This is a genomic window from Pseudonocardia kujensis, from assembly GCF_021283305.1.
Classification (GTDB): Bacteria; Actinomycetota; Actinomycetes; order Mycobacteriales; family Pseudonocardiaceae; genus Pseudonocardia; species Pseudonocardia kujensis.
Window position 1 is genome coordinate 59,577 of sequence record NZ_JAJSOK010000035.1, and the last position, 12,514, is coordinate 72,090.

The following is a 12,514-nucleotide window of genomic DNA, read 5'->3' on the forward strand; positions in this document are numbered from 1 at the left end:
CAAGCGGTTGCGCAAGCGCTTAACTTCCCCTTACCGTGCTTTCCGTCGTGACATGGAACACGTCCGCTGCGGGGTCTGCACGACGGGGAGCCCGCGAAGACACGTCGCTCCCGCCCCGGGACGGTCCCGGACCGTCCGCACCGGCGGGGCCGGCGACGGCGACCGATCAGGAGGGCACCGTGGCCCCACCGCACAGGAGATCCGACCGACCGCCCCGTCGCACCCCGGGCCGTCTCCGGCTCGCCCGGTCGGGGCCCCTCGCCCTGCTCGCCGCCCTGGCGCTCGCCCTCTCCGGCTGCGCCGGCGCCGGCGACCTCGGGGGCGGGGCCGAGGGCCAGCGCACGATCACGATCGCGATCGTGTCCAACCCGCAGATGCAGGACGCCATCCAGCTCTCGCCGCAGTTCGAGCAGGAGAACCCGGGCATCCGGCTCAAGTTCGTGAGCCTGTCCGAGAACGAGGCCCGCGCCAAGATCACGGCGTCGGTCGCGACCGGCGGCGGCGAGTTCGACGCGGTCATGATCTCGAACTACGAGACGCCGCAGTGGGCCGCCAACGGCTGGCTCGTCGACCTCGACCCGCTGATGGCGAAGTCCCCGGGCTACGACGAGGACGACTTCATCCCGGCCGTCCGCGGGGCCCTCTCCGGCCCCGACGGGCACATGTACTCCGTGCCGTTCTACGGCGAGTCGTCCTTCCTCATGTACCGCAAGGACCTGTTCGAGCAGGCCGGGATCACGATGCCGGCGCAGCCGACCTGGCAGGACATCGCCGCCGCGGCCCAGAAGCTCGACAACCCGGACACCGGGATGTCGGGGATCTGCCTGCGCGGCAAGCCCGGCTGGGGCGAGGTCATGGCGCCGTTCGACACCGTGGCCAACACCTTCGGCGCCCGCTGGTACGACCCGTCCTGGAACGCCCAGCTCACCTCGCCGCAGTTCCGCCAGGCCGCGAACTTCTACGTCGACCTGGTCCGCAAGTACGGCGAGCCGGGCGCGGCGACCAGCGGGTTCAGCGAGTGCGGCACGCAGTTCAGCCAGGGCAACGCGGCGATGTGGTACGACGCGACGGTCGCCGCGGGCATCGTCGAGAACCCGGACGAGAGCCGGGTCGCCGGCAAGGTCGGCTACGCGCCGGCGCCGATCGTGCAGAAGCCCGACTCGGGCTGGCTCTACACGTGGTCGCTCGCCATCCCGAAGACCTCCGACGAGAAGGGCAGCACCGAGGACACCTGGAAGTTCCTGTCCTGGATGACGAGCAAGGAGTACGGGCCGATGGTCGGGCAGCAGCTCGGCTGGGAGCACGTGCCGCCGGGCGCCCGGCAGTCGACCTACCGGATCCCGGAGTACGTCGAGGCGTCCAAGGCCTACGCGCAGCAGACGCTCGACGCCATCGCGGCGGCCGACCAGAAGAAGCCGACCGTGGAGCCGGTGCCCTACACCGGCATCCAGTTCCTCGCGATCCCCGAGTTCCAGGACCTGGGGACGCGGGTCAGCCAGCAGCTGTCGGCGGCCATCGCCGGCCAGCAGACGGCGGACGAGGCGCTCGACCAGGCCCAGGTCTACGCCGCGACCGTCGGGGAGTCCTACCAGCGACAGGGGGCCGGACAATGACCGTCACCGCCGAACGGCCCGCGGAGCTCACGCCCCGCCGGCCGGACCGCGGACCGGGATCGCGGGCCGACGGCTGGATCCGCCGCGCCCCGCTGCTGCCGGCGCTGGTCTTCACGATCATCGTCACGCAGCTGCCGTTCCTGTTCACGATCTACTACTCGCTGCAGTCGTGGAACCTCGTGCGGCCGGGCAGCCGGCAGTTCGTGGGCCTGGACAACTACATCCTGGTGTTCACGGACAGCCAGTTCCGCCAGGTCGCGCTCAACACCGTCCTGCTCACCGCGGGCTCGGTGCTGTTCTCGCTGATCCTGGGGCTGCTGTTCGCCCTGCTCCTGGACCGGGCCTTCCTGGGCCGGGGGTTCATCCGCACGCTGCTGATCACGCCGTTCCTCATCACACCGGTCGCGGCCGCGCTGCTGTGGAAGACGGTCCTGTTCGACCCGACCTACGGCCTGATCAACTTCGTGCTGTCGCCCTTCGGGGCGGGGGACACGGACTGGATCTCGACGTTCCCGCTGACCTCGGTGATGGTCGCCCTGGTCTGGCAGTGGACGCCGTTCATGATGCTGCTGATCCTCGCAGGCCTGCAGAGCCAGCCGCACGACGTGCTGGAGGCGGCCCGGGTGGACGGCGCGAACACGTGGGGCGTCTTCCGCGAGGTGACGATCCCGCACCTGCGGCGGTTCCTCGAGCTGGGCATCGTGCTCGGCGCGATCTACCTGATCAACACGTTCGACGCCATCTACATGATGACCCAGGGCGGCCCGGGCACCGCCAGCGCGAACCTGCCCTTCTACATCTACCAGCGCGCGTTCCTGGGCTTCGACATCGGACAGTCCGCCGCGATGGGCGTGGTCGTCGTGGTCGCCACGATCATCGTCGCCACGTTCGCCCTGCGGTTGATCTTCCGCAGCTTCTCCGGAGGGGAGGAGACGTGATGGCCGCCCCCACCACCGAACGGCCCCCCACGTCGACGACGCAGGACCTGGCGCCCGTGCGGAAGGGCCGGGTCGGCGCGAGCCTGCTGACCGTGCTGGCCTGGATCGTCGGCATCGGGTTCTTCTTCCCGATCCTGTGGATGGTGCTGACGGCCTTCAAGCAGGAGGCCGACGCCTACACCAAGCCGCCGAAGCTCTTCTTCACGCCGACCCTGGACCAGTTCCGCGCGGTGTTCGACGCCGGCATCGGCCCGTACCTGCTCAACTCGCTGTTCGCCACGGTCGTCTCGACGATCCTGGTGCTGGTCCTGGCCACGCCCGCCGCGTTCGCGGTGTCGCTGCGCCCGGTGAAGAAGGTGCAGGACGTCCTGTTCTTCTTCATCTCCACGAAGATGCTCCCGGTCGTGGCGGCGATCGTGCCGATCTACGTCGTCGTCAACGACATCGGGATGCTCGACAACATCTGGACGCTGATCATCCTCTACACGGCCATGAACCTGCCGATCGCCGTGTGGATGATGCGGTCGTTCTTCCAGGAGGTCCCGAAGGAGCTCCTGGAGGCGGCGAGCATGGACGGAGCCTCGACCGCACGCTCGCTGCGCGAGGTCGTGCTCCCGGTCATCTCCCCCGGCATGGCGGCCACCGCGCTGATCTGCGTGATCTTCGCGTGGAACGAGTTCTTCTTCGCCGTCAACCTCACCGCGGCGCGGGCCGCGACGGTGCCGGTGTTCCTCGTCGGGTTCATCACCTCCGAGGGGCTGTACTTCGCCAAGCTGTGCGCCGCGGCCACCCTGGCCGCGCTGCCCGTCGTCATCGCCGGGTGGATCGCGCAGAACAAGCTCGTCCAGGGCCTCTCCTTCGGAGCCGTGAAGTGACCGGGGCCAGTCCAGTGAAGGAGGCCCCTCGTGGCTGAAGTGGAGTTCGACCAGGCGTCCCGGATCTACACGGCCGGGGCCAAGCCCGCCGTGAACCGGCTGGACCTCGAGATCGACGACGGCGAGTTCGTCGTCCTCGTCGGCCCGTCCGGTTCCGGCAAGTCCACCGCCCTGCGCATGCTCGCCGGGCTCGAGGAGATCGACGGCGGCCAGATCCGGATCGGCGGCCGGAACATGGTCGGGGTGCCGTCGCGGGACCGGGACATCGCCATGGTGTTCCAGAACTACGCGCTGTACCCGAACAAGACCGTCGGCGAGAACATGGCGTTCCCGCTGAAGATGCGGGGGGTGCCCAGGGAGGAGCGGGTTACGAAGGTGAAGGCCGCGGCCGAGATCCTCGGGCTGTCCGAGTACCTCGACCGCAAGCCGCGGGCGCTGTCCGGCGGGCAGCGGCAGCGCGTCGCCATGGGGCGCGCGATCGTCCGGGAGCCGCAGGTCTTCCTCATGGACGAGCCGCTGTCGAACCTGGACGCGAAGATGCGCGTGTCCACCCGCACGGAGATCGCGGCGATGCAGCGCAGGCTCGGCGTCACCACCGTCTACGTCACCCACGACCAGGTCGAGGCCATGACGATGGGCGACCGGGTGGCGCTGCTCAAGGACGGCGAGCTGCAGCAGTTCGCCACGCCCGCGGAGCTCTACGACAAGCCGGCCAACGCGTTCGTGGCCGGGTTCATCGGCTCGCCCGCGATGAACCTCTTCACGCTGCCGGTCTCCGAGGAGGGCGTGCGGATGGGGTCGTCGGAGCTGGCGCTCCCACGGGCCCTGCGCTCCCGGATCGCCGACGCCGGGCTGTCCACCGTGCAGCTCGGCATCCGGCCGGAGCAGTGGTCCGTCGGGTCGGACGCGACCGGGTCCGGGGTGAAGGCGCAGGTCGACGTCGTCGAGGAGCTGGGCAGCGACGCGTTCCTCTACGCCCACCTCGACGACGGTGAGCAGACCCCCGTCGTCGTCCGCACCGGCGGGCGGTCCGGGGCGCGGCGCGGCGACCAGATCGCGCTCACGCCCACCAGCGAGGACCTGCACCTGTTCGACCCGTCCACGGGCGAACGCGTGTAGGGCAGCGGGACACGGACACCGGGAGCGCGGCCCGTCCACCCCCGGGTGGGCGGGCCCGCTCGTTCTCGGGGGGGTTCCGTCCTCAGGCGCGGGCGGTGGCGGCGAGCTGGCCGCAGGCGGCGTCGATCTCCTGCCCGCGGGTGTCGCGGACCGTGCAGGACACCCCGGCGGCCTGCACCCGGCGCACGAACTCGCGCTCGACGGGCTTGGGGCTCGCGTCCCACTCGCTGCCCGGCGTCGGGTTGAGCGGGATGAGGTTCACGTGCACCCGCTTGGTCCCGATGCGCTGCCGCAGCAGCTTCCCCAGCAGGTCGGCGCGCCAGGGCTGGTCGTTCACGTCCCGGATCAGGGCGTACTCGATGCTGATCCGGCGGCCGGTCGTCTGCGCGTAGCGACGGCCGGCGTCGAGGACCTCGGCCACCTTCCACCGGTTGTTGACCGGGACCAGGGTGTCGCGCAGCTCGTCGTCCGGGGTGTGCAGGGAGATCGCCAGGGTGACCGGGAGCCCCTCCTGCGCCAGCTTGTCGATCGCCGGCACGAGCCCGACGGTCGACACCGTGACCCCGCGCGGGGAGATCCCGAGACCGTTCGGGGCGGGCTCGGTGATCCGGCGCAGCGCGGCGACGACGCGCTTGTAGTTGGCGAGCGGCTCGCCCATGCCCATGAACACGATGTTCGACAGCCGCCGCGGCCCGCCGAGGGCGCCCTCCTGCGCCTTGCGCGCGGCCTGCCGCACCTGGTCGACGATCTCGGCCGTGGACAGGTTGCGCTGCAGCCCGCCCTGGCCGGTGGCGCAGAAGGGGCAGGCCATTCCGCAGCCCGCCTGGCTGGAGATGCAGACCGTCGCGCGGTCCGGGTAGCCCATGAGGACGGACTCGGCCAGCGTGCCGTCGTGGCCCTTCCAGAGGGTCTTGCGGGTCTGCCCGGCGTCGCAGACCTGCTCGGTGACGGTCTGGACCAGCGGCGGCAGCAGCGACGTGAGCTGCGCGCGGGCGGCGGCCGGCAGGTCGCTCATCTCGTCGAGATCGGCCGTCAGCCGACCGAAGTAGTGGCGCGCCAGCTGGTCGGCCCGGAAGCCGGGCAGCCCGAGCTCCGTCACCGCCGCCTTGCGCTCGGCGGGATCGAGGTCGGCGAGGTGACGGGGCGGGGTCGCGCGCTTGGGCGCGTCGAAGACCAGGGGCAGGGATGTCGACATGGCCCTTCCAGTGTGCCATCCGCGGCCGGCACGCCGGGGCGGCCGTGACCGGCGCCGCCCGCGGGTTCCCCGCGTGTGGCCCGCCCCATCCCGCGGACGGTCAGCGGCCGACGCGCTCGCGCAGCTCCTCGACGAAGCCGATCCGGCGCACCCCGGCGAGCCAGAGCACCGCGGCCCCGCCGATCCCGACCACCCCGAGCGGCAGCGCCGTGCCCCCGGTGTTCAGCGCGAGCAGGCACCCGACGGCGCCGAGCACGACCAGCACGCCGCCGACCGCCACGAACGAGCGCTCGCCGAGCAGCGTCGACAACGAGCACAGCCCGGCGCCGACCACCGCGGCCCCGGCCGGCACCGTCAGCTCGCCCCAGCCCTGCCCGATCAGCGGCAGCCCGACACCCACCACGAGCAGCACCACCCCCACGACGACGGCGAGCCGCAGCACGCGGGCGCGGAGCCCGCGGTCCAGGCGCGCGGCGAGGCCCTGGCGGCGCCGGACGGTGGTGAACAACCACCCGGTGAGCAGCAGGCCCGCCGCCATGACGAGCGTCCCGCCGCCCGCGCCGAAGCCGAGCGAGCCCGCGACCCAGCCCGCGCCGCCCAGCAGGATCTCCAGCTGCGGCAGGGGGATGCCGGAGACGGCACGCACGGTTCGGCTCATGTCGCCACGGTAGCGAGACCGTCACCCGGCCGGGGTACCGCCCGGGCGTGCACGACCGCTCGGCGTTCCGCACAGCGTGATCTCAGCGTGGTCGTGCGAGGGTGTCGGACACCACCACGATGCTGGCCGATCCCCGGGAGGAGCCGACATGTCCGAGAAGCGTGAGACCACACCCGATCCGACCGCCCCGACCGCCCCTGTGCTGACCCGCCGCGCCGCCGTCGCCGGGGCGGGTGTCGCCGCCGTCGGCGTCGGGCTGCTGGCCGCCGGCTGTGCCGGTGGCGGTTCCGGTGGCGGTTCCGGCGGCGGTTCCGGCGGTAGCGGCGGCTCGGTCAGCGCCAGCGGCAGCGGCGGCGGCGCGGCACCCGCGGACGGGGCGCCCGCAGCCGGCGGCCCGCTGGGCCCGGCCTCCAGCGTGCCGGTGGGCGGCGCCGCCGTCTTCCCGAACCAGAAGGTGATCGTCACCCAGCCGACGGCCGGCACCTACCGTGGCTTCTCCGCGGTCTGCCCGCACCAGGGCTGCACCGTGACCGGGGTGCAGGGCGCCTCGCTCGTCTGCCCGTGCCACGGCAGCACCTTCGGCCTCCAGGGCCAGCTGGAGAAGGGCCCGGCCACCCGGGGCCTGACGCCGCAGAACGTCACGGTGTCCGGGGGCCAGATCACGCTGGCCTGAGCGAACCGGGGTCAGGGGGCCGTGATGATCCCGGCCGGTCTGCGGCGGGTGTGCAGGCGGTAGCCCACCGGGATGGTCAGGCCCGTCGTCTCCGCGACCGCGCGGGAGGCGGTCGCGGGGGCGAACTCGATCCGCAGCACCGCCTCGAGGGTCTCCCGGTCCGGGAACCGCCAGGTCGAGGTGAGGCGCTGCTGCGTGAAGCCCTGCCGGGCGAAGAACCGTTCGACCGCCGCCGGGTCGTAGCGGGGCAGGTCCGCGCGCAGCCAGTCGCCGTAGGGCGGCACGGTGAAGTCGAGGTCGACGATCGCGAGCACCCCGCCCGGGCGGAGCACCCGGTCGGCCTCCGCGAGCCCCGGCTCGCAGCCCTCGCCGAAGAAGTAGGCGGTCCGGGCGTGCACGACGTCGGCGCACGCGTCGGGCAGCGGGAGGGCCTCCGCTCCCCCGCGCAGCACCTCGAACCCGCGCCGTCGGGCGCGCTCCACCAGCGGCGGGTGCGGCTCGACCCCGACGACCGAGCGGGCCTCCTCCGCGAAGTGCGGGAGGTGGAAGCCGTCGCCGCAGCCGACGTCGACGACGTCGAGGCCCGCCCACGGCGCCGCCGCGCGCAGGGCCGCCCAGAGCACGCCGTCGGCGTCCTGCGCGCGGTTCTCGCGCTCGTACACGTCCGGCCAGTGCCAGATGTTCGGGCTGGGGATGGCGGGGCCGGTCTTGAGCTGGCCGCCGAAGCCCTTGTACCTCATGGGGTCGTCCGGGTCGCGCCGGTCATGCGACCGGCACGAAGACGCTCAGCAGCGCCCACGACACGAACGCGGCCGGCAGCATCGAGTCCATCCGGTCCATCAGGCCGCCGTGGCCGGGCAGCAGCGTGCCCATGTCCTTGATGCCCAGGTCGCGCTTGATCATCGACTCGGTGAGGTCGCCCAGCGTGGCGGTGACGACCAGCACCGCGCCGAGGACCGCGCCGAGCAACCAGGCGCCGTCGAGCAGCAGGAGCACGGACAGGGCACCGGCGATCATGCCGGCCAGCAGCGAGCCCCCGAAGCCCTCCCAGGACTTCTTCGGGCTGATCCGCGGCGCCATCGGGTGCCTGCCGGCGACGACCCCGGCCGCGTACCCGCCGACGTCCGACGCGACCACGCAGATCATGAAGGTGAGGACCCGGCCGACCCCGTCCTCCGGGAGCACGAGGAGCGTGCCGAAGGAGACGAAGAAGGGCAAGTAGGCGGCGCAGAAGATACCGGCGCCGACGTCGCGCAGGAAGCCGTCCGCGGCGTGGGCGCCGCTCCCCCGCGCGCCGAAGCCCATGCGCCACAGGAGCGAGACCAGGACCGTGACGGCGAAGGCCACCGCGGAACCGCGCAGGCCGAACGGCCACGCCAGCCAGACCATGGCCTGCCCGCCGACCAGCAGTACCGGGAGCGGGACCCTGATCTGCTCCGTGCTGCGCCGGAAGGCGCCGGCGAGCTCCCAGGTGCCGACGGCGGTGGCCGCGGCCAGCACGATGATGAACGCCTGCCGCTGCACCAGCAGCGAGGCCAGGATGACCGCTCCCAGCGACAGGCCGACCGCGACGGCGGCGACGAGGTTGCGGCCGAGCCGGCCCGACCGCGACGGCGGCGCGGACGGGGTGCCCGGCAGGCCCGACCCGGGCAGGTCCGAGGTCACCGGGGCCGTCCCGGCCGCGCCGGGCGAGGGACCGGCGCCCTCGGCCCGGCCGTCGGCGCCGTCGGTGGCCCCGTGATCGGCCTCGTGGTCGGCCTCGGAGTCGGCCTCGGAGTCGGCACTGTGCGAGATGGTCACGGTCCTTCAGAGCTCGAGAAGCTCGGATTCCTTGTGCTTGACCAGCTCGTCGACCTGGTGGACGTACTTGTCGGTGACGCCCTGCAGCTCCTTCTCGGCGCGGGTCACCTCGTCCTCACCCGCCTCGCCCTCCTTGACGATGCGGTGCAGCTCGTCCATCGCCTTGCGGCGCAGGTTGCGGATGGTGACGCGCGCGTCCTCGCCCTTGCTGCGCGCGACCTTCACCATCTCGCGGCGCCGCTCCTCGGACAGCTGCGGGATGATGCAGCGGATGATCTGGCCGTCGTTGCTCGGGTTGAGGCCCAGGTCCGAGTCCCGGATGGCCTTCTCCATGGCCTTGAGCTGGCTCGCGTCGTACGGCTTGATGACCGCCATCCGCGCCTCGGGGATCGACACCGAGGCGAGCTGGTTGAGCGGGGTGTAGGCGCCGTAGTAGTCCACGACGACCTTCGAGAACATCGCCGGGGTCGCCCGGCCGGTGCGCACGCTGGCCAGGTCGTCCTTGGCCACCTCGACTGCCTTCTCCATCTTCTCCTCGGCGTCGAAGAGGGTTTCGTCGATCACGGCTGCTCCCGGTGCGTTCTGACGTGGCGTTCTCAGGTCTCGGGCGTACTGACCAGGGTGCCGATCCTCTCACCCGCGACCGCGCGGGCGATGTTGCCCTCGGTCAGCAGGTTGAACACGATGATCGGCATCCGGTTGTCCATGCACAGGCTGAAGGCGGTGGCATCGGCGACCTTGAGGCCGCGCTCGAGCACCTCGCGGTGGGTGATCTCGTGGAACATCTCGGCCGTCGGGTCGAGCTTCGGGTCCGCGGTGTAGACCCCGTCGACGCCCTTGGCCAGCAGCAACGCCTCGCAGCCGATCTCGAGCGCCCGTTGCGCCCCGGCCGTGTCCGTGGAGAAGAAGGGCATGCCGACACCGGCCCCGAAGATCACGACCCGGCCCTTCTCGAGGTGCCGGATGGCCCGCCGGGGGATGTAGGCCTCGGCGACCTGCCCCATCGTGATCGCGGTCTGCACGCGCGTGTCGAGGTGGTGCTCGCGCTCGAGGAAGTCCTGCAGCGCGAGGCAGTTCATCACGGTGGCGAGCATGCCCATGTAGTCCGCGCGCGAGCGGTCCATCCCGCGCTGCTGCAGCTCGCTGCCGCGGAAGAAGTTGCCGCCCCCGATCACGACCGCGATCTGGGCGCCGCTCGCGACGACCTCCGCGATCTGCCGGGAGACGGTCTCCACGACCTTGGGATCGACGCCGAGCCCACCGCCGCCGAACATCTCGCCGCCGAGCTTGAGCAGCACGCGGCGGTACCCGCGGCGGGTGGCCTTCTCGGCGTCGATCCCCTGGTCGGTCATGCTCAGGCCTGGCCGACCTCGAAGCGGACGAAGTCCTTGACGGTCACGCCCGCCTCGTCCAGCAGCGCCTTCACGGTCTTCTTCGAGTCCAGCACGGACGCCTGCTCGAGGAGCACGACGTCCTTGTAGAACCCGGTGATCCGGCCCTCGACGATCCGGTCGAGGATCTTCTCGGGCTTGCCCTCCTCGCGGGCCGTCGCCTCGGCGATCCGCTTCTCGTTCTCCACGACCTCGGCCGGGACCTGGTCGCGGGTGGTGAACTGCGGGCGCGCGGCGGCGATGTGCATCGCGACGTTGCGGGCGGCCTCGGCGTCGTCGCCCTCGTAGGCGACGAGCGCGCCGATGGCCGGCGGCAGGTCGCTGGCGCGGCGGTGCAGGTAGACGGCGACCGGGCCGTCGACATGGATGTACCGCTTGAGCTCCAGCTTCTCGCCGATGCGGGCGGAGAGCGCCTGGATCGCGTCGGCCACGGTGCCCCCGTCGAGCGGGGCCTTGGCCAGCGCCTCGACGTCGGCCGGCTTCTGGTCCACCGCGACCGCGAGGATCTTGGTGGCGAGGTCGACGAAGTCGTCGCTCTTCGCGACGAAGTCGGTCTCGCAGTTCAGCTCGACCATGGTGCCGCCCTCGGCGACGACCAGGCCGTTGGAGGTGGAGCGCTCGGCGCGCTTGCCGACGTCCTTCGCGCCCTTGATGCGGAGGAGCTCGACGGCCTTGTCGAAGTCGCCCTCGGACTCCTCGAGCGCCTTCTTGCAGTCCATCATCCCGGAGCCGGTGAGCTCACGGAGCCGCTTGACGTCGGCGGCGGTGTAGTTCGCCATCTCGGTGTCTTCTCGTCCTTCGCGGTACGGGTGGGTCGGGGCCGATCGGCGGCCGGGGCGGGAGGCGCCCCGGCCGCCGGGATCGGGTGGTTCTCAGCCGGCGGTCTGCTGGGTGCCGTTGCTGGTGCTGGCGGGGGCCGGGGCCGAGCCCGCGCCCGCTGCGGCGGTCTCGCCGCCCAGGCTCGCGCCGTCCGACCCGCCGCCGGTCAGGAGCTCCTGCTCCCACTCGGCCAGCGGCTCCTCGGCGCCCTCGGCCTTCTCGCCCTCACCGCGGGCGCGCGCGGAACGGGCCATGAGGCCGTCCGCCGCCGCCTTGGCGATCACCTTGGTGAGCAGCGCCGCGGAGCGGATCGCGTCGTCGTTGCCCGGGATCGGGAAGTCGACCTCGTCGGGGTCGCAGTTGGTGTCCAGGATGGAGACGACCGGGATGTTGAGCTTCCGGGCCTCGCCGACGGCGATGTGCTCCTTCTTGGTGTCCACGATCCAGACCGCGCTCGGGACCTTCGACATGTCGCGGATGCCGCCGAGGGTCTTCTCGAGCTTGTCCTTCTCGCGGGTGAGCATGAGGATCTCCTTCTTGGTGCGACCCTCGAAGCCCCCCGTCTGCTCCATCGACTCCAGCTCCTTGAGCCGCTGGAGGCGCTTGTGCACGGTCTGGAAGTTGGTGAGCATGCCGCCCAGCCAGCGCTGGTTCACGTACGGCATGTTGACCCGGCCCGCCTCCTCGGCGATGGCCTCCTGAGCCTGCTTCTTCGTGCCGACGAACATGATCGTGCCGCCGTGGGCCACGGTCTCGCGGACGAACTCGTAGGCGCGGTCGATGTACGACAGCGTCTGCTGCAGGTCGATGATGTAGATGCCGTTGCGCTCGGTCAGGATGTAGCGCTTCATCTTCGGGTTCCAGCGCCGGGTCTGGTGCCCGAAGTGCACGCCGCTGTCGAGCAGCTGCTTCATGGTGACGACGGCCATGGCCGGTGTGCACCTCTCGGTCGGGCGCGGGCGGCGGAGGTGATCATCGATCACACCGGCCGGTCCGCGCGTGGCGGTTGTCGCGGGTCCCCCTGGGGGGCTCCGCCCTGGCGCCGCGCCGGCTCCCGGACCCGCACCCGGCCGCTCGGCAGGAGTACGGGACCGCCCGGTCGCCGACCCCGCTTCCGCAGGGCACGCGAGCGCGCGAAGTCACCTCGAACGGTCGAGGTGCAGGGTCGAGTGTACGCCCGGCCGCCGATCGGCCTCACCCGGGACGGCCGCCCGGAACCGATCCGTCCCCAGGTTCACGGGGCTGTGGATCGATCGTCCCCGCGCCGCCCGGTCCGCGCTGCTCGGGGGCAGGGTGGCGGCATGGGGCGGGCGGGGACGGCGGCGGGTCGGGCGGGGGCTCGGCGGGTGGCTCGGCGGCCGGCTCGGCGGGCGGCTCGGCGGGCGGCTCCGCGGCCGGCTCGACGGGTCGCTCGGGTGATGGGGGGCGTCGTG

General features: G+C 72.0%; 13 protein-coding genes. 5 read left to right on the plus strand and 8 right to left on the minus strand.

The features are described 5' to 3' along the window. Positions 1 to 263 precede the first annotated feature (263 nt). Genes LWC35_RS22895 through LWC35_RS22910 form a run of 4 tightly spaced genes read left to right on the plus strand, consistent with a single transcriptional unit; the run spans position 264 to position 4,545 of the window. Entirely contained in the window at positions 264 to 1,613 is a 1,350-nt protein-coding gene (locus tag LWC35_RS22895) for an ABC transporter substrate-binding protein (RefSeq protein ID WP_232872311.1), read from the plus strand. Continuing rightward, complete coding sequence (locus tag LWC35_RS22900) at positions 1,610 to 2,551, plus strand: carbohydrate ABC transporter permease (RefSeq protein WP_232872293.1); 942 nt, start codon at positions 1,610 to 1,612, stop codon at positions 2,549 to 2,551. The genes LWC35_RS22895 and LWC35_RS22900 overlap by 4 nt, the downstream gene beginning before the upstream one ends. Continuing rightward, a complete protein-coding gene (locus tag LWC35_RS22905; RefSeq protein WP_232872294.1) occupies positions 2,551 to 3,426 on the plus strand; it encodes a carbohydrate ABC transporter permease in 876 nt (291 codons plus the stop codon). Before LWC35_RS22900 ends, LWC35_RS22905 begins: the two co-directional genes overlap by 1 nt. A 30-nt stretch (positions 3,427 to 3,456) precedes the next feature. Continuing rightward, on the plus strand, positions 3,457 to 4,545 hold the full coding sequence (locus LWC35_RS22910) for an ABC transporter ATP-binding protein (protein ID WP_232872295.1): 1,089 nt from the start codon (positions 3,457 to 3,459) through the stop codon (positions 4,543 to 4,545). A gap of 82 nt (positions 4,546 to 4,627) precedes the next feature. Here the strand turns inward: LWC35_RS22910 and rlmN are convergent, their stop codons facing one another. Both rlmN and LWC35_RS22920 read right to left on the minus strand, forming a co-directional pair. Next, the gene (rlmN, locus tag LWC35_RS22915) at positions 4,628 to 5,740 is read right to left on the minus strand and encodes a dual-specificity RNA methyltransferase RlmN (protein ID WP_232872296.1); all 1,113 of its coding nucleotides are present in this window, start codon (positions 5,738 to 5,740) and stop codon (positions 4,628 to 4,630) included. 100 nt (positions 5,741 to 5,840) lie between these two features. Then, entirely contained in the window at positions 5,841 to 6,398 is a 558-nt protein-coding gene (locus LWC35_RS22920) for a hypothetical protein (RefSeq protein WP_232872297.1), read from the minus strand. Positions 6,399 to 6,546: 148 nt separating this feature from the next. Here LWC35_RS22920 and LWC35_RS22925 point away from each other — a divergent pair, with 148 nt between their 5' ends. Continuing rightward, positions 6,547 to 7,071 (plus strand): Rieske (2Fe-2S) protein, encoded by a 525-nt coding sequence (locus LWC35_RS22925; protein ID WP_232872298.1) that lies wholly within the window; start codon positions 6,547 to 6,549, stop codon positions 7,069 to 7,071. Between the two features lie 11 nt (positions 7,072 to 7,082). On the opposite strand, the gene LWC35_RS22930 is transcribed toward LWC35_RS22925, so the two are convergent. The 6 genes from LWC35_RS22930 to rpsB all read right to left on the minus strand — a co-directional run bounded on the left by LWC35_RS22930 (position 7,083) and on the right by rpsB (position 12,010). Continuing rightward, positions 7,083 to 7,811, minus strand: coding sequence for a class I SAM-dependent methyltransferase (locus tag LWC35_RS22930; protein ID WP_232872299.1), 729 nt, complete (start codon positions 7,809 to 7,811; stop codon positions 7,083 to 7,085). A gap of 22 nt (positions 7,812 to 7,833) precedes the next feature. Then, complete coding sequence (locus LWC35_RS22935; RefSeq protein ID WP_372463082.1) at positions 7,834 to 8,736, minus strand: phosphatidate cytidylyltransferase; 903 nt, start codon at positions 8,734 to 8,736, stop codon at positions 7,834 to 7,836. Between the two features lie 141 nt (positions 8,737 to 8,877). Further along, complete coding sequence (frr, locus tag LWC35_RS22940; RefSeq protein ID WP_232872300.1) at positions 8,878 to 9,435, minus strand: ribosome recycling factor; 558 nt, start codon at positions 9,433 to 9,435, stop codon at positions 8,878 to 8,880. Between the two features lie 32 nt (positions 9,436 to 9,467). Next, a complete protein-coding gene (pyrH, locus tag LWC35_RS22945) occupies positions 9,468 to 10,223 on the minus strand; it encodes a UMP kinase (RefSeq protein ID WP_232872301.1) in 756 nt (251 codons plus the stop codon). A 2-nt stretch (positions 10,224 to 10,225) separates the two neighbouring features. Next, positions 10,226 to 11,041, minus strand: a complete 816-nt coding sequence (tsf, locus tag LWC35_RS22950; protein WP_232872302.1) for a translation elongation factor Ts — start codon at positions 11,039 to 11,041, stop codon at positions 10,226 to 10,228. A gap of 93 nt (positions 11,042 to 11,134) precedes the next feature. Continuing rightward, on the minus strand, positions 11,135 to 12,010 hold the full coding sequence (gene rpsB, locus LWC35_RS22955; RefSeq protein ID WP_232872303.1) for a 30S ribosomal protein S2: 876 nt from the start codon (positions 12,008 to 12,010) through the stop codon (positions 11,135 to 11,137). Positions 12,011 to 12,514: the final 504 nt, after the last annotated feature.

What these genes read in the sequence shown, in the direction of transcription:
- LWC35_RS22900 (WP_232872293.1), top strand. Translation starts at nt 1,610, where the DNA reads ATGACCGTCACCGCCGAACGGCCCGCGGAGCTCACGCCCCGCCGGCCG.
- LWC35_RS22905 (WP_232872294.1), top strand. Translation starts at nt 2,551, where the DNA reads ATGGCCGCCCCCACCACCGAACGGCCCCCCACGTCGACGACGCAGGAC.
- rlmN (WP_232872296.1), bottom strand. Translation starts at nt 5,740, where the DNA reads ATGTCGACATCCCTGCCCCTGGTCTTCGACGCGCCCAAGCGCGCGACC.
- LWC35_RS22920 (WP_232872297.1), bottom strand. Translation starts at nt 6,398, where the DNA reads ATGAGCCGAACCGTGCGTGCCGTCTCCGGCATCCCCCTGCCGCAGCTG.
- LWC35_RS22925 (WP_232872298.1), top strand. Translation starts at nt 6,547, where the DNA reads ATGTCCGAGAAGCGTGAGACCACACCCGATCCGACCGCCCCGACCGCC.
- LWC35_RS22930 (WP_232872299.1), bottom strand. Translation starts at nt 7,811, where the DNA reads ATGAGGTACAAGGGCTTCGGCGGCCAGCTCAAGACCGGCCCCGCCATC.
- pyrH (WP_232872301.1), bottom strand. Translation starts at nt 10,223, where the DNA reads ATGACCGACCAGGGGATCGACGCCGAGAAGGCCACCCGCCGCGGGTAC.
- tsf (WP_232872302.1), bottom strand. Translation starts at nt 11,041, where the DNA reads ATGGCGAACTACACCGCCGCCGACGTCAAGCGGCTCCGTGAGCTCACC.
- rpsB (WP_232872303.1), bottom strand. Translation starts at nt 12,010, where the DNA reads ATGGCCGTCGTCACCATGAAGCAGCTGCTCGACAGCGGCGTGCACTTC.